The organism is Acidaminococcus nyctereutis (assembly GCF_052216985.1).
Taxonomy (GTDB): domain Bacteria; phylum Bacillota; class Negativicutes; order Acidaminococcales; family Acidaminococcaceae; genus Acidaminococcus; species Acidaminococcus fermentans_A.
The window spans coordinates 32,019-51,421 of sequence record NZ_JBQOUY010000007.1; the positions used below are offsets into that span (position 1 = coordinate 32,019).

The 19,403-nt window shown below is 53.1% G+C and carries 20 protein-coding genes and 1 tRNA gene; 3 read left to right on the forward strand and 18 right to left on the reverse strand.

All coding sequences use genetic code 11. The features are described 5' to 3' along the window. Positions 1-120: 120 nt before the first annotated feature. The 5 genes from ACTUHY_RS05160 to ACTUHY_RS05180 form a co-directional block, all read right to left on the reverse strand. Complete coding sequence (locus tag ACTUHY_RS05160) at positions 121-987, reverse strand: PhzF family phenazine biosynthesis protein (protein WP_442826846.1); 867 nt, start codon at positions 985-987, stop codon at positions 121-123. A 37-nt stretch (positions 988-1,024) separates the two neighbouring features. Beyond that, complete coding sequence (locus ACTUHY_RS05165; RefSeq protein WP_442826847.1) at positions 1,025-1,336, reverse strand: hypothetical protein; 312 nt, start codon at positions 1,334-1,336, stop codon at positions 1,025-1,027. Positions 1,337-1,438: 102 nt separating this feature from the next. Then, a complete protein-coding gene (locus ACTUHY_RS05170; RefSeq protein WP_442826848.1) occupies positions 1,439-1,915 on the reverse strand; it encodes an L-2-amino-thiazoline-4-carboxylic acid hydrolase in 477 nt (158 codons plus the stop codon). Positions 1,916-1,989: 74 nt separating this feature from the next. Further along, entirely contained in the window at positions 1,990-2,973 is a 984-nt protein-coding gene (locus ACTUHY_RS05175; protein WP_075579261.1) for an agmatinase family protein, read from the reverse strand. Between the two features lie 47 nt (positions 2,974-3,020). Then, positions 3,021-4,250, reverse strand: a complete 1,230-nt coding sequence (locus ACTUHY_RS05180) for an Nramp family divalent metal transporter (protein WP_442826849.1) — start codon at positions 4,248-4,250, stop codon at positions 3,021-3,023. Positions 4,251-4,449: 199 nt separating this feature from the next. On the opposite strand from ACTUHY_RS05180, the gene ACTUHY_RS05185 reads away from it, so the two are divergent. Both ACTUHY_RS05185 and ACTUHY_RS05190 read left to right on the forward strand, forming a co-directional pair. Further along, positions 4,450-5,232, forward strand: coding sequence for an IclR family transcriptional regulator (locus ACTUHY_RS05185; protein ID WP_442826850.1), 783 nt, complete (start codon positions 4,450-4,452; stop codon positions 5,230-5,232). Next, positions 5,229-6,452, forward strand: a complete 1,224-nt coding sequence (locus ACTUHY_RS05190) for a M20 family metallo-hydrolase (protein ID WP_442826851.1) — start codon at positions 5,229-5,231, stop codon at positions 6,450-6,452. Before ACTUHY_RS05185 ends, ACTUHY_RS05190 begins: the two co-directional genes overlap by 4 nt. Positions 6,453-6,500: 48 nt before the next feature. On the opposite strand, the gene ACTUHY_RS05195 is transcribed toward ACTUHY_RS05190, so the two are convergent. The 6 genes from ACTUHY_RS05195 to ACTUHY_RS05220 all read right to left on the reverse strand — a co-directional run bounded on the left by ACTUHY_RS05195 (position 6,501) and on the right by ACTUHY_RS05220 (position 12,455). Further along, positions 6,501-7,691 (reverse strand): MalY/PatB family protein, encoded by a 1,191-nt coding sequence (locus ACTUHY_RS05195; protein WP_442826852.1) that lies wholly within the window; start codon positions 7,689-7,691, stop codon positions 6,501-6,503. 102 nt (positions 7,692-7,793) lie between these two features. Continuing rightward, on the reverse strand, positions 7,794-7,955 hold the full coding sequence (locus ACTUHY_RS05200; RefSeq protein ID WP_154667101.1) for a hypothetical protein: 162 nt from the start codon (positions 7,953-7,955) through the stop codon (positions 7,794-7,796). A gap of 48 nt (positions 7,956-8,003) precedes the next feature. After that, on the reverse strand, positions 8,004-8,150 hold the full coding sequence (locus ACTUHY_RS05205) for a hypothetical protein (RefSeq protein ID WP_442826853.1): 147 nt from the start codon (positions 8,148-8,150) through the stop codon (positions 8,004-8,006). A 191-nt stretch (positions 8,151-8,341) separates the two neighbouring features. Continuing rightward, on the reverse strand, positions 8,342-9,679 hold the full coding sequence (gene rpoN, locus ACTUHY_RS05210; RefSeq protein WP_442826854.1) for an RNA polymerase factor sigma-54: 1,338 nt from the start codon (positions 9,677-9,679) through the stop codon (positions 8,342-8,344). Positions 9,680-9,811: 132 nt separating this feature from the next. Further along, positions 9,812-11,203 carry an ATP-binding protein gene (locus ACTUHY_RS05215; protein ID WP_442826855.1) on the reverse strand — a complete coding sequence of 464 codons (1,392 nt, stop codon included), beginning with the start codon at positions 11,201-11,203 and terminating at the stop codon, positions 9,812-9,814. A gap of 67 nt (positions 11,204-11,270) precedes the next feature. Next, positions 11,271-12,455: a MalY/PatB family protein gene (locus ACTUHY_RS05220; RefSeq protein ID WP_442826856.1), complete on the reverse strand. Its 1,185-nt coding sequence runs from the start codon at positions 12,453-12,455 to the stop codon at positions 11,271-11,273. A gap of 228 nt (positions 12,456-12,683) precedes the next feature. On the opposite strand from ACTUHY_RS05220, the gene ACTUHY_RS05225 reads away from it, so the two are divergent. Further along, entirely contained in the window at positions 12,684-13,652 is a 969-nt protein-coding gene (locus tag ACTUHY_RS05225; protein ID WP_442826857.1) for a metallophosphoesterase family protein, read from the forward strand. A 62-nt stretch (positions 13,653-13,714) separates the two neighbouring features. Here ACTUHY_RS05225 and ACTUHY_RS05230 read toward each other — a convergent pair whose 3' ends face one another. The 7 genes from ACTUHY_RS05230 to ACTUHY_RS05260 all read right to left on the reverse strand — a co-directional run bounded on the left by ACTUHY_RS05230 (position 13,715) and on the right by ACTUHY_RS05260 (position 19,338). Further along, entirely contained in the window at positions 13,715-14,275 is a 561-nt protein-coding gene (locus tag ACTUHY_RS05230; protein ID WP_442826858.1) for a hypothetical protein, read from the reverse strand. 448 nt (positions 14,276-14,723) lie between these two features. Continuing rightward, a tRNA-Val gene (locus tag ACTUHY_RS05235) sits at positions 14,724-14,800 on the reverse strand. A gap of 45 nt (positions 14,801-14,845) precedes the next feature. Next, positions 14,846-15,550 carry a DUF554 domain-containing protein gene (locus ACTUHY_RS05240; RefSeq protein WP_442826859.1) on the reverse strand — a complete coding sequence of 235 codons (705 nt, stop codon included), beginning with the start codon at positions 15,548-15,550 and terminating at the stop codon, positions 14,846-14,848. A gap of 10 nt (positions 15,551-15,560) precedes the next feature. Then, positions 15,561-16,565 carry a ParB/RepB/Spo0J family partition protein gene (locus ACTUHY_RS05245; RefSeq protein ID WP_442826860.1) on the reverse strand — a complete coding sequence of 335 codons (1,005 nt, stop codon included), beginning with the start codon at positions 16,563-16,565 and terminating at the stop codon, positions 15,561-15,563. Beyond that, the gene (locus ACTUHY_RS05250) at positions 16,555-17,319 is read right to left on the reverse strand and encodes a ParA family protein (RefSeq protein WP_442826861.1); all 765 of its coding nucleotides are present in this window, start codon (positions 17,317-17,319) and stop codon (positions 16,555-16,557) included. The genes ACTUHY_RS05245 and ACTUHY_RS05250 overlap by 11 nt, the downstream gene beginning before the upstream one ends. A 112-nt stretch (positions 17,320-17,431) precedes the next feature. Beyond that, a complete protein-coding gene (gene pepT, locus ACTUHY_RS05255) occupies positions 17,432-18,673 on the reverse strand; it encodes a peptidase T (protein ID WP_442826862.1) in 1,242 nt (413 codons plus the stop codon). A 233-nt stretch (positions 18,674-18,906) separates the two neighbouring features. Next, positions 18,907-19,338 (reverse strand): hypothetical protein, encoded by a 432-nt coding sequence (locus tag ACTUHY_RS05260; RefSeq protein WP_442826863.1) that lies wholly within the window; start codon positions 19,336-19,338, stop codon positions 18,907-18,909. Positions 19,339-19,403: the final 65 nt, after the last annotated feature.

Sequence of the window (19,403 nt, forward strand, 5' to 3'; positions counted from 1 at the left end):
CCATATATTTACTGAATTTTTACATGTTTTTTGCAATTCAAACAAAGCTGTCCGGAAGTGTATGGTTCGTAACAGAAGAAGGGGGTGTTGCACGTTGCGTACAACACCCCCTTCTTCTATTCACTTCTCATAACATGCAGTCCCGCAGATCCGGGTCTTGGTGATCTTTCCTCCGGTGACTTGGGTCTCTGCCCGGATCAGGCTGGGCCGGCCCATGGCTTCCCCCTGGTAGACGGTGCAGGGGTTCCAGCCTTCCGCCACCGGGATCAGCTGATGACGGACCAGATAGGCCCCCAGCGCGGAAGCTGCCACTCCCGTTGCCGGATCCTCATTGTAGCCGGATCGGTTTGGGAACTGTCTGGCATGAAAAACAACGTTGTCTGGGCGGTTGTTTTCCGGTGCAAAGATATAAAACCCAGTTGTTTCACAGCGGTCACAAAGGTCCCAAAGCGCCGGGAAATCCGGTTTCACTTCATGGACCCAGTGAGGCGCCGCCAGGGGGACCATCAGTTTCATCCGAGAAGTCGCTGCCGATTCCACTGGCCCCTTTCCCAACGCTTCCTGGGAGATCCCCAGGACCCGGCACAGTTCCTCATCGGAAGGCCGCTTAGCCTGGAATTTTGGCAGGAACTGCTCCACCCGGATCAGGATCTCTCTGTCTTTCCGTTCCCATTCCACCGGCAGCGGGCCGTAATGGCTTTCAAAGACAATGGGAGAATGCTGGATGATGCCCTGATCCACCAGCACCATGGCGCTGGCAACGGTGGCATGGACACACATCTCCATTTCGTGGAGAGGGACGAAATACCGAGGTTTCACATCACAGCCCGGCGCAGTAGGAGACAGTAGAAAAGCCGCTTCCTGCTGGAACTGGAAAGTCATCTGCTGCATCTGTTCCCCGGTCAGCCCATCTGCCTCCAGAGTCACTGGGCAGGGATTGCCGCCTCCTGGCCCATATTGAAATGCAACGGTATGGAAAGTCTTCATGGTGACACTCCTTTCTTGTTCCAAAACGGGTTCCGCCTTATTTTTCCTGGATTTCTTCATCCCGTACCGGCGGCTGCCCCAGCCAATCCAAGGCTTCATCCAGATCCAGGGTCACCTTGCCGTCCTCCCGGACAAAAGCAGGGATCCCGATGAAGGACTGTCCCTTTTCCCCCTGCCGCACAGGCGCAAAAGCCGGTTCCCGGTCCCGCAGAGTCAGGAAGGCCTTCATATTGGCCGTATCCGCCGTCATATCTACAAAGTGGAACTGATCTTCCAGGTTCCGTGCCTGCAGGACAGCCAGGGTGTTCCGGCAGTCGATGCAGATTTTACTTCCATAGAATAGAATCATGGTGCACTCTCCTTTGGGTCTTTTCTTCGTATTGTAGCGGTTCCGGAATCCAGATGCAAGAGGGGGGCTGCTGCACATTGCGTGCAACAACCCCCTTACCAGTCAGTCTCTCTTCTTCATCCGGAAGCAGAAGGTGCAGTGATGGTCTGTATACATGATATGGTCATGTATACATTCCAGATCTTCATTGTAGCCCTTGCAGATGGCCGGATCGATGTTTTCGCAGTAAATGCGTCCATACTTCTCTTCCCCGGCATCCATCCAGGTCTTGGCGAATACACAGCGGTCGAAATCCTGGTTGATTTCCTCCTTGCCGTATTCCGTATCATATCCGAACAGCTCGCTGCGCTCCATATCGTAATTGGGCAGATAAGCAGCCAGATCATTTTTCTGTCCCCGTTGGGCAGCCCGACGGGCAATGTCTTTGCCCCGTGCCACCCCCCAGTCGATGACGCTTTGTTTCAGGATTTCCAGGCCCTTGGCCCCGAATTCCTTTTCCAGGTTCTTCGCCAGGATAGAAAAGAAACGGGCGAACAGGACAAACATGGAAACCGGTTCCTCCATTTTTTGCGGTTTCAAGTTTTTCACTCCCCTTTTTGCTTGCACACACCGTCCTCTGTTTTTCGGACAGCCGGACAACGCTCCAGAATGCCTTATTTGCTGTCTTTGATATGCTGTGCCAGGCCATTCAGGTAATACAGGAAGGCCCAGTTGACCACATGGGCCGCCGTCTGCAGGGTGAACACTTCCGGATAGGTTTCCACGAAGTCGATTCCCCGCGCACCTGCCAGCCCTGCTTCATGGAGCATCATGAGCAGTTCATAAGAAGTCAAGCCCCCCATATCCTGGGGTGCCTGCGGCATGTTGGCCGCATCCAGGCTGTCTGCACAGACGGTGATATAGATGTATTCCGTATCTTTGCTGACCACTTCCAGGGCTTTGGAAATGGCAGCTTTCCAGCCATCTTCATGGACGTCGATGGCCCGGATGACCGTTGCGCCATATTTCATGGCGTTGTTGTATTCTTCCCGATGGTTTCTGGGTCCCCGGATCCCGATATGAGCAATCTTCGTAGGATCCATATTGGGATCGTTGTATACCCGGTAGAAAGGAGAACAGCGGGACAGTTCATCATCCCCGAAATGGGAGTAGTTGTCCAGGTGGGCATCGAAATGCAGGACCCCGACCTTCTTGGGATGCCGTTTGGCGATTTCACTGATGATGGGGTAAGCGATCCCATGGTCCCCGCCGATGGTGATGGGAATGATCTTGGCGTCAGCCAGTTTGCCGATCCGTTCCCGGATGGATTGGAAGGTAAAGTCATAGTTGCCGTTCTGGGTGGCTACGTCACCGGAATCCGCCACTCTCAGATAATCAAAGCAGTCCAGATTGTAATCCGGCAGGAACCCCGTGTAACGGATAGAAGTGGAACGGACCGCCTTTGGGCCTTCCGTGGTGGAAGAATAACCGCCGATGGTGCAGCCCCCTTCCCAGGGCACCCCTACCACTGCCGCATCGATTTTCTTCAGGTCCTCGTCGTTTTCGATCACGGACAGATTCAGCCAGGACGGCACCCCGCTGTAAATCATATTGGGCAGGAAATTCGGATCATAAATCGTAGGTTTGCTTTCTCTCATGTCAAAACATCTCCTTTAAAATATGACAGACAGGCCAAAGGCCTTCCTTACAACAAACTGATGACACTGCTGACACCCAGGATCAGAGAGATGATGAAAATCGCTCCCCCCAACACATTTTCCAGGGTGCTGTTGGCAAACTGCCCCATGATTTTCCGGCTGGCCGTCAAATAAATGGTCACGCCCACCACTACGGGCAGCACTACACCGTTGACCATTTGGGCCGCCATGATGAGGGCAATGGGGTTGAACCCGGCACCGGCAATGATGATGCCGGTCAAAAGAACCAGGAAATTGGTGATGGTGTACCGTTTGTCACTGCGGTTGGTTTCCCAGCCGAAAAGACCGGCTAATACATAGGAAACTCCCATAGGAGTGCAGACAGCGCTGGAAACCCCGGCAGCCACCAGACCGATGGCCATGAAAGGTTTGGCAAAGGTCCCTAGAGTAGGTTCCAGCTGGATGGACATGTCCATGGCGTTCCGGACTGGCATCCCCAGCATGACCGTTGCTGCTGTCACCATAATGGCCCCGGTGACGATGCCGCCGATGATCATGGGAACATTGGTCCCGAACCGGCAGAGGGGCAGTTCATCAGTGCTGTGCCAGGTCCGTTTGGCAGAAGCTGCATGGAGGAACATATTATAGGGCACCACGGTGGTCCCGATCAGGGACAGGCAGGTCATCAAACCTCCCTTGGGAATGCTGGGCACACAGCCAGCCAGCAGTTTCCCTAGATCCGGTTTCACCACGAACATGGTCACCAGGAACACCACTGCCATGATGATGACGCAGGCTCCCAGCAGTTTTTCCAAGTATTTCAGGGCATCCCCGGCAAAGCTCAGGAGCAGCAGGATGCAAAGGCCCCATGCGGGAGCGATGATCCGGGTAGAAATCCCCGTAAGGGCACTGATGCCGATGGCCGTCCCGGTCAGGTCCCCGCTCATATAGGCAAATCCGCCAATGGTGATGGCCACAGCCACCAGGCCGCACAGCAGAGTCCGCAGCACAGGGCGGTTCTCAAAATCGTTCACCAGGTTCTGGGCCAGTCCCATCTGGGTCACGATTCCCAGCCGGGCTGCCATCCCCTGCATCACAATGACCGCAATGACTGAGAAAATGATGCACCAGAACAGCTGGAAACCATAATCGGCCCCGGCTTTGGTGGAACTGGTCACCGTCCCCGGCCCGATGAAGGAGCCTACGATCAGGAAACCAGGTCCCAATGCTCCCAACTTTTCCTTTAGGGTAAACTGCTTTTCTTGTTTTTCTGCCATTTTTTTCTCCCCTTTTTTCAAAATAGTAAATCCTACGCCGCATTACCCTAGTGATTCACTTCTGTTTGACTACATTGTCGTTTTTATTTTTGCATTGTAGTTTTATACAGGTTTTATATCACCAATATTCCTGTTTGTCAATCAAAATCTTTTGTGTTACTCTAATTAAAGAAAATGGTCTGTCCAAAGGAGTTCTTTTATGGAAAAAAAGTTACAAAAACCCATCCAGTCCATCCAGCGGGCCGTGCAGATCCTGGACTGTTTCACCCCTACGACGCCCAGTCTTCCCCTGGCCGCCATCAGTGAAAGGACTGGACTGAACATCAATACTGCCCGGGGCATCGTGAACACCCTGGTAGAAAGCCAGCTGCTCCTCCGTGACCGGGAAAGCGGCTTCTACAAACTGGGCTATTATTTTATGACCAAGGCCTCCATGATCCGTCAGGATATCGACCGGTATGTGGAGCTCTTTAAGCCCTTGGTAGATGCGGTTGCTGAGAAATACCATTTTTCTGCCAGCCTCCAGATGGTCTACCAGAATCAGATCTTCAGCGTCTACTGTGCCTATCCCACCAAACAGGCCTACTACATCGTCATGAGTGAATATTCGGATCTGCCCCTCCATGCCACCAGTTCCGGCAAACTGCTGCTCCTGGATGAAGTGACCCATGGCCGGGAAGAGCTGCTGGAACAGCTGGAATACCGGGCCTATACCCCCTGCAGCATCCAATCCAGCAGAGCGCTCCGGGAACAGCTGAAAGTCATCCAGGCAAACGGCTATGCTACGGAAATCGAAGAATTCTTCAATGACGTGGGCAGCCTGGCCGTCCCTTTGTACGATGAAAAAGGCCGTCTGCTGCTGACTATCAGTGCCACTTTCTTTGTCAAATCTCTGCCCCAGATCAAAGCGGATCTCCTGGCAGATTTCCAGAAAGCAGTACAGACCTGGAAACAGGCCTTACGAAAGGAGTCCATACAATGAAAACACTGCAAACCATCTGGCAGGAACTCTTCCAACCGCTTTCGGCTTTTGGTTATGAAAAAGGCCAGGGGACTACCCGGCTTTCCTGGTCCAAGCCTTTCCTAGAAGCCCAGCAGTATCTGCGCCATTATGGTGAGGCCATCAGCCTCCAGTGCAGGCGGGACGGCTGGGGCAACCTGCTCATGACCGTACCGGGAGAAACGGATCTTCCGCCGGTGTATACCGGATCCCATCTGGATTCCGTCCCCCATGGGGGAAAATATGACGGGGCCCTGGGCATCACTGTCCCGCTGGCCATCGCAGCCGCCTGGCACGAGAAGGGATTCCGCCCCTACCGGCCGCTGACCATCATCGCCTTTGCAGAAGAAGAAGGCACCCGCTTCGGGACCCCCTGCCTGGGCAGCCAGGCCATGGCCGGAAAACTCCAGGGCAAAGATCCTGACCGTTTCGTAACAGCAGAAGGCCGTACCCTGTCCCAACTGCTCCAGGAAGTCGGCTTGGAAGGGGATCCCTTTGCACCCCATCTGCTACCTGGAAAATGTTTCTTGGAACTCCATATCGAACAAGGGCGGGCGCTGGAAGATGCCAAACTGCCCCTGGGGATCGTTTCTGCCATTGTAGGTATCCGCCACTTCACCGTGACCATCACCGGCACAGCCAACCATGCCGGCACCACGGCTATGAAAGACCGGAAAGATGCCCTGGCAGCCGCCGCCCAGTGGATCTCTGCCGTATTTGAGAAAGCCCTGGCTTCCCAGCAGCAGTATGTGGCTACCGTAGGCCATATCCGGGTCTTCCCGGATGCCGGGAATGTGGTCCCAGGGAAAGCCGAGCTGTCTCTGGAAATCCGTTCTGCCAGCGATCAAACCATGGATGTTGCCCTGACGGAATTCCAAGAAGAGCTCCAGAAAATCGCCCGGACCTTCCAGGTCACATTCCAGTGGAAGCAGCTGGACCAAATCCCGCCCCTGCCCATGGAGCAAAGCCTGATGGATCTTTTCGAACAGGAGGCCCAGGACTTGAAGATCCCTTATCAGATCCAGCCCAGCTGGGCCGGCCATGATTCCATGATCCTGGGACATGAACTGTCTACAGCCATGCTCTTTGTCCCCAGCGTAAAAGGGATCAGCCATTCTCCGGACGAATATACGGAACCTGAGCCCATCGGCCAGGCAGCAGAAGTACTGGAAAGGGTTTTGAAAAAATTGACAGCAAAATAAAAAACAAGGGGTGCTGCACAAAACGTGTAGCACCCCTTGTTTTTTCCGTTATTTTACATATTTCCCATATGTCTTTTCCATCCGTTCCAGGGCTTCCTGGATATACCGGGTGGGGCAGGCCAGGTTCCACCGCTCGAACCCTTCTCCCTGTTTCCCGAAGATATATCCTTCATCAAAGAAGAGCCGGGCTTCCTGGTGATTGATCCGTTCCAATTCTTTATGATCCAGACCCAGACCCCGCCAATCCATCCATAGCAGATAGGTTCCTTCCAGCCTCTTGACTTTGATCTGGGGGAATTTCTGCGCCATGAACCCGATGACCAGTTTCCGGTTGGCATCAATGACCTGGAGGCATTGGTCCAGCCATTTTTCACATTTTCGATAGGCTGTCTCACAGGCAAGATACCCTAGGATATTGCATTTGGGATTGGGATTGGTCTGTTTCAGAAAATCCATATACCGGGCCCGGAGATGGGCATTGGGGATGAAGATATTGGAAGTCTGCAGCCCGGCCAAATTGAAGGTCTTGCTGGGAGCAGTCAGCACCAGACAGTTCTGTTCGGCTTCTGGAGAAAGAGACGCGTAGACGGTATGTTCATAACCGGGCATGATCAGGTCATCATGGATTTCATCCGAGACTACCAATACCCCATTGGCCAGGCAGATTCCGGAAATCCGCTGGAGTTCTTCCCGTGTCCAGACCCGGCCGGCAGGGTTATGGGGACTGCAGAAGATCAGCATCTTGGTATGGCAGTCTTTAGCTTTCCGTTCAAAATCTTCGAAATCGATGGCGTAGCTGTCTCCCTGCTCCACCAGCGGACAGTCCACCAGCTTCCGTCCCGTGTCCAAAACCGCATGGTACATGGGATAGTAGACCGGGGTCAGCAGCATGACGCCATCTCCCGGCTGGGTATAGGCTTTCACCGCTGTGAAGAAAGCATCCACCACCCCATGGGAAGGACAGATCCATTCCGGTTTGGCTGCCCAGTGATGCCGTTTTTCCTGCCATGCACAGCAGGCTTCCCGATAAGATGCCGTAGGATTGGCATACCCCAGCACAAAATCATCGATTTCTTTCTTCAGTGCTTCTTTGATTTCCGGCGCCGTTTCCAATTCCATATCCGCTACAGAAAAAGGAATGATGTCTTCCTCCGGACGGACCCCATACCGTGCCATCTCCTGCCATTTAAAGGACCCTTTCCCATACCGTTTGTTGATGGTGGTAAAATTGTATGCCATAGGATACTCCTCCCCAGTCTTTTTTTATTATTCTAACTTCCTGAGAAGGATTTATCAATAAGCAGGAAAAGGGGCTGTTGCAAACGCAGCAGCCCCTCCCTTTTATACCCTAAATTCCCGTCTTACCATCCCCGGGACCTCCACTTCATACCCGGTGATCTTGGATTCTGCCGTACTGGAGTCCAGCGTCCCCAGGGTCAGGATTTCTAACAAGATTTCCAATTTTTTCGTCATCGCATAACCGCTCTTGGCTGTCATTCCCATAATCCATCCCTCCTGCTCTCTTACTTTTCTGCCAGGGACCGATTCCTTTTATTCGAAATCGAAATATCCCATGGGATCCCAGTCCTTCAGGCTGGGGACATCGCTTCCGGACAGGCTGGGAGCGAACAGTTCCAGGATCTTCTCTTCTACACCGGCGGTTTCTTTGCGAACCATTGTTTCTACTTTACTATTCATTCCCATAATAGCCCTCCTTTTTCGTTCGGTTATTTCCGAACTATATTTATTATAACTTATAAATAGTTTATGTATAGTGTTTCACATTTCATTGTTTCATTTGTGATTGAATTGTAAATAGTTTTACGGAATTTGAGATAATTAAAAAAGGAGGCTGTGAAAAAATGATTTCTCATTTTTTCACAGCCCCTTTACCACTCTTTTCTCGCGCTTTTGTCTCCGATGCCCATCTTGACCCGATACTTGTTCACCGTCCGCCGGGCCATGCGGATGCCCTGCCGGGCCAGGGCATCACAGATTCCCTGGTCACTGAGAGGTTTCCGCTTGTCTTCTTCTTCGATTACTTTCCGGATCAGTTCCTGGAGTTTTTCCTCGGTCACTGCCCCCGCAGACTGGGAGACCGCCTGTCCCACCAGGAAGCTCCCTGCTGGAAAGCTTCCCCAGCGGCAGGCGATGACCTTATGCTGGAGGGCCCGGCTGACCGTAGAAATGGCCAGCCCTGTCTCTTCTGCCAGATCAGCCAGTTTCAAAGGCTGCCGGTGCCCCGGTCCCAGCCGGAAGAAAGGTTCCTGATGGCTCACCAGAGCCTGGAACACCAACAGCAGGGTCTGCTGCCGTTCTTTCAGCATCTGCTGGAGCTGCCGGGCTTTTCCCAGCTGCTCCTTCAGGTAGGCTTTCACCTGCCCATCCCCCTGCTCTCCGGCCCAGTCCAGATATTCCTGGTTCAGGACGAATTTCCGTCCCCAGGTATCGTACACCGTGACTTGCAGCCCTGCTCCGGTATCTTCCACCCGGGCATCCTCCCGCTGGTACACCACTGGTCCGGCTTCCGCAAACCGGGCTCCCGGCTTGGGATCTAAAGCACAGATCTGGGCTTTGGCATCCAGGACTTCCCGAGCCGTCACATGGAATTTCCTAGCCAAGGCCGGGATCTGGTTCTGTCCCAACTGTTCCAGTCCCGACTGGATGATCTTCCGGGCTAGTTCCGTCCCCTCCGGTGCCTGTTCCAGCTGCAGCAACAGGCACTGGGAAAGATCCTGTGCCCCTACTCCTGCCGGCTCCAGCTGCTGGACCTTTTGCAGCGCCTGCAAGACCAGCTTTTCAGGAACTCCAAAGGCCCGGGCGGTTTCTTCCACACTCTCCGTCCACCAGCCCCGGCTGTCCAGGGTCCCGGCAATATAAAAAGCCAGAGTCCGTTCTTGGTCAGACAAAGGCAGACAGCCCAGCTGTTCTTCCACCACCTGCTGGAGAGTCTTTTCCTGCCGGGAAGCATTGGCCACCGGATCCGGCAGGGGGTCATCCTCCTTATCCCGGATCCGTTTCCCCCGATATGCTTCCTGGGCCGTTTCCTGCCAGGCCGGACCTGTCACTTCACTGGGGAATTCCAGGAGAGGATTGGCCTCCACCGCCTCCTGGACGTACTGTTCCAGTTCCAGCGCTCCCAATTGGAGCAGTTTCATCTGCTGGACCAGATGGAGATTCAGCTGTTGCTTCAGCTGAGGAGCCAGAGTCAATTTGGTGATGCCCATAATGAGAGAGGGCCTCCTTTCTTCCATAGTTTTTGTATAAAAAAATCCCATAGCCTGTAAGGGCTATTAGGATCAGGATCCAGGAGATTGGATACAATAAGTATACCATTTCCACCCCGCATTGGGGAAGGGCTAGCTGTACAGATCTTCCACTCCCAACAGGAGGGCTCCTTCCCTGGCTGCCCTTTCTTTAACCGGTTGGGTATAGCCTCCCTTGCTGAAAAACAGCAGATATTTTTCACGGATCTGGGGAAATGCCAAAGTGGCAGTGAGCAAATCTTCGTATTCCTCCATGGGCAGCGGCCGATTCCTGTATTTGCATTCGCAGAAAAGGCCTCGGGTCCCGGTCCGGTCCAAGGCTAAGATATCCACATCATCCTGCTGCCGCAGCACTGGATTGTTCCCCCACCATTTACCTATCTTGGCCGGAACGAAAGGCAGTTTTCCCGCTCGGGCTTTATCCTGGAGATACTGCTTGCAAATCCGTTCAAACACAGGCCCCATATAATCCGGAAGGTTTTCCATGATTTCACGGGCTGCCTCTTTTTCTCCCAACAATTGATTGTAATTCTCCCGGCTGAACACAAACCGATACCAGAAGGTGTAAAAGAAAACCGTCAGTTCATAAATCCCCTTTCTGCTCCGTTCCGGCTCTCCGCAGGGAACGGTCCGCTGCACCAGCCGCAGGGTCTGGAGTACCTGCAGGTATTTGCTGCATTTTTCATTGGATTCATGGATCCGGTCCCCGATCCGGGTCACCTGATTGGCCCCATTTGCGATGGCCTCCAGGATGCTGTTATAAACCCCCGGTTCCCGCAGTTCCATCCGCAGGAGCATCTGGGGTTCGTCATGAAGAAAAGCATTGGGAGAAAGGATTTTCCAAGCAATGTTCTCTTCCAAGGAAAGCCCGGGATCAAAGGCCCGAAGATACCGGGGAATCCCCCCCAGGATCCCGTAAGCCAGAAGCTGCTGTCCCGGATCCCAATTAGGAAAAAAAGCAGCGACTTCCCAATAGGAAAAAGGCTGGACTTCCATCTGTCCGGTAATCCGTCCGTAAAGAGGACTCTGATATCCCATGATCTCATTGACCATGAAGCTGACACTGGAGCCGCAAAGGATCAGAAAAATATTCTTCCCTTCCCAGGCATGGTCGATCACATGCTGAAAAATGCTTTTAATGGAAGGATTCTGCCCAGCCAGAAACGGAAACTCATCGATGATGAGAACGGTTTTTTCTTGGGGATTGACCCGAGCGGTAATGAAATCCAGGGCCTGTTCCCAACCCTCAAAAGGAGCCACCGGACTGCCCAGCAGCCGGGTCTGGATCAAACGGGAAAAATCCTGGAGGTTCAGGGCATCATTCTTTTCCTGGGCCGAGAAAAACAGACAAGGGTGCCTGTGGGCAAATTCTTGGAGTATGGTGGTTTTCCCTACCCGACGGCGGCCATACATCACCAAAAACTGGAATCCCTTCGTTCCATAGGCTTCTTCCAGTACCGAAAGTTCTTTCTCCCGTCCGATCATATCCTTCCCCCCTTAAAAAAATATACTCGTAAGTATTATACTTACGAGTATTATACTTTAAAGTATATTATTTTTCAAAAGAGGCAAACGCCGCCTTCAGCTGCTGGAAGGCCTTTTCCACTGTGGACCGGGGACAGGCCATATTGAACCGTTCGAACTGGGCGGTAGCCGGTCCGAAGATCTTCCCGGAATCCAGCCACAGTTTGGCCTCATCAGTAACCAAGTGTTCCAATTCATCATCAGAGAGTCCGTAGCCGGAAAAATCGATCCACACCAGGTAGGTCCCTTCCGGCTCCACAAAGGTGGCTTTGGAGAAATTTTCCTTCACGAAATCCCGGACCCAGGCGATGTTCCCGGCAATGTACTCCACCAGTTCCTTCACCCATTCATCCCCTTTGGTGTAACAGCTCTTCACCGCCACCTGGCCCATGATGCTTCCCTGGCTGTAGCCGGCGGCGGCATTGGCCTTCCGGTAGCGCTTCCGCAGATTTTCATCCGGGATGATGATGTTCCCAGGCTGGAGACCTGCCACATTAAAGGTCTTGCTGGGAGAATTGAATACAACCAGGTTGTTTCTGTATTTTTCATCCAGAGCCAGGAAGCTGGTGAAATGGTGGGGTGCGTAGACAAAATCACAGTGGATCTCATCGTCCAAGATGATCACATTGTGTTTCAAGCAGATATCCCCCATCCGGGTCAGCTCTTCTTTGGTCCATACCCGTCCTGCCGGGTTGTGGGGGCTGCACAGCAGGAATACTTTTACATTGTTATCTTTGATTTTCTGCTCGAAATCAGTGAAGTCAATGGTATATTTTCCATTTTCGTAATGAAGCTGACTGTTGATGAATTTCCGTCCATTGTCTTCAATCACTTCCCGGAAGGGGTAGTACACCGGCTGCTGGATCAGCACTGCATCCCCCGGCTCCGTGAATGCCTTCACCCCGGTGGCCAAGCCATAGACCACTCCGCAGCCCAGGGTCACCCATTCCGGCTGGATGTGGTAGCCGTGATGGACGGAGAACCACCGGTCCAGCGCTGCGTAATATTCGGCATCCGGATCCGTATAACCGAATATCCCGTGGTCGATCCGTTTGTGGAAGTCAGCCAGGATCTCTTCCGGCAGGGCGAAATCCATATCCGCCACCCACATAGGCAAAAGATCCGTGCGTCCCTTCCGCTGCATGCCGAAGTCATATTTCAGGCAGCTGGTGTTCTTCCGGTCGATGATCTGGTCAAAATTGTATTTTCCCATAGTATCGCTCCTTTTTCCTAGTAAATACCTATATAATATATCATACTGGATGGAGTCAGGGTTGGCAATGGAAAAGGCTTAAAGAAGGCTAAAACAACATCTATCCTACGTTTGTAAGACATAAGTTGTTTATTCTATCCTATCCTGATCCAATCCATTCCAAAAGAATTTTTTCTTCCCTTTTCCAATCCTGCTATAATAAGACCATCTGAAAGGAGAAGAATAATGATGAAAAAAAGATGGTTTCTCATTACGGCGCTGCTCACGATGCTGGCCTGCATCCTGCCCATGGCCCCTATGGACCACACCGTCCAAGCTCGGCGTTACGAACGGATCGTTGTATGCAGCGATGTCCATTATGGCAGCAAGACCTTGGACCCGGACCTCCGGACCCGAAAAATGAAGAACAAGGAGAACGCGGTCCGGGAAATCAACGGATGGGACGATGTGGACCTTTGTGTATTTACGGGAGATATGGTCCAGAAAACCGGCAGCTCGGCCGATTACAAGCTGGCCCGGAAACTGACGGACCGGGTAAAAAAGCCTAAGGAATTCCTGGCCGGGAACCATGAAGTCATCTACCACCGGGATCTGTCCAGCACGGGAAAACTAGCGCCAGCAGATCCCTATGAACGGGGTCTTCATCTCCAGACCTACGAAAAGACCTTCGGCCCCCTGTATCATTCCCGGAAGCTGGGCCAATACTTCCTGCTGTTCCTGTCCCCGGATACCCTGGAAAGCAAGTACGCAGTGGAACTTTCCAAAGAGCAGCTGGCCTGGCTGGAAAAAGAACTGAAAGACCATCGGCAGGAACCCACCCTGATTTTCTGCCATGCCCCCATCACCGGGACCCTGATCCCCGGCAGCAAGCTGGACAAACCCCGAAATTATGCCCAGCCGGCCAAAAAGATCCACAAGCTGCTGGAAGAAAACCCTCAGGTCCTGCTGTGGGTATCCGGCCATACCCATACCTCCCCCAAGAACCCCAGCTTCAACGACCCGGTAAACAAAATCGCAGGCACGGAAATCCTGGATGTCCACAATCCCACCTGGGACGGGAAACAAGTCTGGACCAATTCCTTATACCTGTATCCAGAAAAGATCGAGATCCGTACCTACAGCCACAAAAAGCACCAATGGCTGCCCCGGATGGATCGAACAGTGGCAGTCCCAGGAGAAATGAGAAAAGGGGTGTGAAAAGATCACACCTCCGGTCGCGGGTCGTGGGTCACAGATTGCGACCCACTTTTCTTTATAAATTACTGTAAACTGTTTTCTTTCCATCCTTCTCCAGATTCTTCTCCAGAGAAATGAAATAATATTCCGTATCCTCCACCAGGCTGTTGGTGAGAAGATTCTGGAACGCAGCTTTTTCCATGCCTTTCCCTTGGACAGCGAACACATAGTTCCCGGTTTCCCAACAGGCGGCTAAGGATCGGGGGGCCCAGTTGGGCGATATTGAGGATTGTCTTATTTACGGGTTGCTTATTCCATTTTATTCCATAAATCCCGCTAAGATTCTCTTTTGATATTTCTTTTTTTAATGCAGTCCTGATCCTGACTGTTGCTTCTATTTGCCCCAGCCGGACAAAGGAAAGGTCCGCAGAATGCCCCCCGATGACAAAAACTCCATCTAAGGCATAGCCAGAATCCCGGCTGAGGGTCAGAGGGCAAAAGCCCAGGACCCGGGCAGCATCCTGATAGGTGGCATAGGACACATAGGGATTGGGGATTGCCGGACCGGCGGCCGGAGCCGCAAAAGCCGGTCCGGCAATCCCCAGGATCAGCAAAGAAGCAGCGGCAGCCAGGATACGCTTCATAACAAGAGAGAACATGGTAAGACCTCGTTTTTGATAAAATGGAAAGGCAGCGCCTTCAGAAGAAGTGTAGCACGGAAATACAGGCTGGACAAGGGGCAGGGAATGAGGCCCTGGGGCAGGTGGAGGAAAAGTAGATAGAAAAAGTGAAGGGATTTGGAGAAAAAGAGGGAGAGAAGAGTCGGGGAATCAAAGGAAGCCAGCAAACGGCTTTTTCTCCTCTTTCACACCCCTGTCAATTGTCAATCGTCAATTGCTGTAGGAAGAAAACTAACAGATCAGTTTTCCAAGAATCAAGGATGCTTCGGAAAATCATGGGAGGATGCTCTTGCTTCTTAGAAAACAACAAGTCCAATGGTCAATGGCTGTCTTCCAACGGCCATTGACCATTGACAAAAAGGGCCTGTGAAAAAATGAGGATCATTTTTTCACAGGCCCTTTATATTTAAATTGGTGGGATTATGCGGATTCGAACCGTAGACCTCATCGATGTGAGCGATGCGCTCTAACCAACTGAGCTATAATCCCGATAAATTGTATTATACGCTTCCTGGTGAAAAATTGCAAGGGATTTTATAAAAAAATCCCTGCAGCGAGGCCAGCTACCAAAAGTCCAGGCAGCATATTCCCCACCCGGATCTTCAAAAGACGGGTCATATTGATCCCGACCCCCAAAATCATCAGGCCGCCGCTGGCGGAAATCTCCTGGACCACAGTCTGGTTCATATACGGTCCCAGGAACCCCGCCAGAGCCGTAAGGATCCCCTGATAGACACCTACGGACAAGGCGGAGAACATCACCCCGATACCCATGTTAGAAGCATAGATGATGCCACTGAGGCCATCGATCATGGCCTTCGTGTATAAGGTGGTCGCATCCCCGCTGAGCCCATCTTGGATGGAGCCCACAATGGCCATAGCGCCCACACAGTACAGGAGACTGGTGGACAGGAATCCTTCCACAAAAGCTTCCGTCCCGCCGTCTCCCTTTCCTTTGGCTTTTGGGACCTGCGCCGCCAGCCAGGCTCCCACTTGTTCCAATTTTTCTTCGATTCCCAGTGCCTCTCCCAGGATGGATCCAGTGACAAGACTTATGATGGTCAATAGGATATGCTGTCCCTGGAGAGCCATCTGGAGCCCCAGGACTATGACGCACAGCGCCAGTCCATAGATCACCGTCTCCTGGTATTTTTCTTTGATACCTCTGCCTACCAAGAGGCCCACCAAACTGCCGCCGGCGATGGCGGCTACATTCACAAGGGTTCCCGATCCGATCATGGCTCCCTCCTCATACCGTAAAGAGACTGGATTTTTTTCGGTTTCCAGACCGCACCGGCCCCTGGAGCAGTTCATAGAGCCGTTCCAGATCTTCCGGCCCGTAATACTCGATCAGGATCCGTCCGCCCCGTTCATTCCGGGAAGGTTCGATTTTCACCCGGGTTCCCAGGTACTGGATCAATTTTTCCTGGAAGGCCCGGGTATCCGGATCTTGAGGTCTTTCCTGGGTCGGAGACGCACTGGCCTTCTTCCCCGGTTCCGTTTTGGCCGGAGGGATTAGCTGTTCTTCCGTTTGGAAATAGATGTGCCAAGGTTTTCCTGCCTTTTCCGCTTTGGCTACTTCTTCCACGATACGGGCAGACCAGCCTCCCTCGGCGGCCCGACGAGCCAGATCCGTGATTTTCTCCGGTGTATCCAATCCCAGGAGGGGCCGTACCTGGCCGGGGGACAGCCGTCCTGCAGAAACCAATTCTGCAGCCTCAGCGGGCAGTTTCAGCAGCCGCAGGGCATTGGCTATGGCGGCCCGGCTCTTGCCCAGCTTCCGGGCCGCTTCTTCCTGGGTCAGCCCCAAAGTCTCCATGAGTTGCTGGATGCCCCGGGCTTCTTCCATGGGGTCCAGATCGCTGCGCTGCATATTTTCTACCAGCGCCACTTCCATCATGGCATCCTCATCATAGTCCCGGACCACCACCGGCACTTTGGTGAGCCCAGCAGCCTTGGCCGCCCGCCAGCGCCGTTCCCCAGCCACGATTTCGTACTGCCGTCCTTTTTTCCGGACGATCAGAGGCTGGATCACTCCGCTTTGGCGGATGCTTTCCTCCAATTCCCGGAGGGCCTCCGGATCAAAAGTCTTCCGAGGCTGGTAGGGATTGGGCTTCAGGCTCTTGACGGCTGCTTCTCCCACCGTTTCCCCGGCTTTCTTATCTTCCACCAAAGGAGCCACTGCTTTGGGCCGACGCCCTCCAAACATCTTGTCCAGGCCCGTCATTCCCAGACCGCTTTTTTTACCGGCCACGGCGTTTCACCTCCCTTGCCAACGCTCTGTAGGCTTCAGCTGCTTTTCCGTGGGGATCGTACACAGTAATGGGCTGTCCATAGCTGGGAGCTTCTCCCAACCGTACAGAGCGGGGAATCATGGTTTTGAACAGCAGGTCAGGGAAATGTTCCTTCACCTGGGCTACCACATCGTTGGACAGGTTGGTCCGGCTGTCCGTCATGGTCATGACGATGCCTTCGATGGCCAGTTCTGGATTGGAGGACTGGCGGATCCGGTCCACCGTGGCCAGCAGCTGTGTCACCCCTTCCAGAGCATAGAATTCACACTGGATGGGGATCAGCACACTGTCTGCTGCCGTCAAGGCATTCACCGTCAACAGGCTGAGGGAAGGGGGACAGTCGATGATCACATAGTCATAGTTGTCCTTACTCTTGGACAGATGTTTCTTCAAGGCATTCGCCGGGTTCTTTTTATCGATGAGGTCGATCTCCGCCCCTGCCAGTTCCATGGTGGCAGGCGCCACCCAAAGATTTTTCCAGGAAGAAGGCTGGATGATCTCTTCTAAGTCCGTATTGTTGATCAGTACATCGTACAGGCAGCGGGGCAGGCTGCTTTTATCGATTCCCAGACCGCTGGTAGCGTTTCCCTGGGCGTCCAGGTCTACCAGCAGGGTCTTTTTCCGCCCTTCGGCCAAACAGGCCGCCAGATTGATGCTGGTGGTGGTCTTCCCAACTCCACCCTTCTGGTTGGCCACGGCAATGACTCGGGTCATAGGGTCCACTCCTTTCAAATGATGATTCCGTGTTGGGACACTGTAGGATATTGTAACATAGAAATGAGGTTGTTGCACACATAAGCAACAACCTCAGGTCTGTTTTACAGACCTAAATCTTGTACCCTCTCTTCCCGATCTCCACCACAGTTTCACAGGCTTTCACCAGGCTGGGGATAGGAAGGTATTCGAACCGTCCGTGGAAATTGGCTCCTCCTGTGAACAGATTGGGACAGGGCAGACCCCGGTAGGACAGCTGGGCTCCATCGGTGCCGCCCCGGATGGGGGCTATGCAGGGCTTTACACCCACAGCTGCCATGGCTTCCCGCGCCAGATCCACTACAGCCATATGGCCGTCTCGGATCTTTTCTGCCATATTGGAATACACATCATGATGAGCCACTTCCACGCTGCCTGCTCCGTACTTGCCATTCATGAAGTCTGCCAGACGGTCCAGGAAAGCTTTCCGTTCCCCGAACCGTTTCTGGTCATGGTCCCGGATCAGCATGTGCATCCGGCAGGTCTCCACATCTCCCGTCAGTTTATACACATGGAAGAACCCTTCATACCCTTCTGTGTACTCCGGTTTTTCGCCTGCCGGCAGGGCCTGCTGCCATTCTGCTGCCAAGGTCAGGGCATTCTTCATCTTCCCTTTGGCGGAGCCGGTATGGACGCTGCGGCCGTGGAAAGTGACCGTCGGGTTGTCCGCATTGAAATTTTCATATTCCAAACCGCCCAGTTCCCCGCCGTCAACGGTATAGGCAAAATCTGCCCCGAATTTCGCCACATCGAATCCGGAGGCACTGCGGCCAGTTTCCTCATCTGGCGTAAAGCCGATCCGCAGGGTCCCATGAGGCACTCCTGGATGGGCCAGGAAATATTCCAGGGCGGTGACGATGGCTGCCACTCCCGCCTTGTCGTCAGCTCCCAACAGGGTGGTGCCGTCCGTGAACAGGATGTCCTGCCCCCGGTATTTCCGGATTTCCGGGAAATCCTTTACGGAAAACACAATGCCTTTCTCCGGGTTCAGCAGCACATCTCCCCCGTCATAGTTCTGGATCCGGAGGGGTTTTACATCTTCTCCGGAGGCCTCCGGGCTGGTATCCATATGGGAGATGAAGCCCACCACCGATCCCGTGATCCCCGCAGAAGCCGGAAGTGTGGCCATGACATATCCCTGGTCATCCAGGGAGACGTCGGACAGTCCCATTTCCTTCAGTTCCTCTGCCAGGACCCGGGCAAACACCAGCTGTCCCGGGGTACTGGGCAGCTGGGTGTCATTTTCTTCGTCGGACTGGGTATCAAAGGAAATATATTTCAAAAAGCGCTCCACCAGTTTGTCTTCGTCGATCATGGTATCAGTCTCCTTTCTGGGGTATAAGAGGTGTTGCACGTTCTGTGCAACGCCTTTTCGTCATACATCATACGCTTTTGGAAATCAATTTTAACAAATCGATCTTGAAACTTCAAACCCCATTGCGGAGTTCGATCGATTTTCTCAAGTTCAAGCCAGCAGAGCTGGCTTCCATCGGCGTATGACCCATGTCATATGACGTATGACGGAGCTGCTGCTTATGCAGCCCCCCTTTACAGCTTAAAGTCCACAATGGCTCCCACGCCTACTCCGTCCACCCGATTGATGTTGGAGATGCTGGTGGCATCGATGGGGATCATGGCCTTGATCCGGGCCACACTGAGAAATTTTCCTTCCAGCTGTCCCACTGCTTTGACCTTGTCCACTTGAGCTTTTGGGCCTACGACCTGGACGGCACCGATATAGCTCCCGCTGCCCATACTGAGGATGGGGACCACTTTCGTGGCATAATGGGTATCCAGGCCTTTCTGAAGGGTCAGTTTGTTGATGAAAGTATTGATCTCTCCACCGAACCGGCTGACCAGATAGCTGATGCCCCCCAATTTCAGGACGGATCCCAAATCAAAAGCCTGGGCCGGCAGAGCTGCTGTCCCTGCTCCCAATAGATAGGCGGAGAGGACAGCCGCTGCGATTTTTTTGTTCATAGTCGGAACCTCCTTCAGGATCAGATGGTTCTAGGATACCACAAAGAAGTTACGTTTGTGTGACA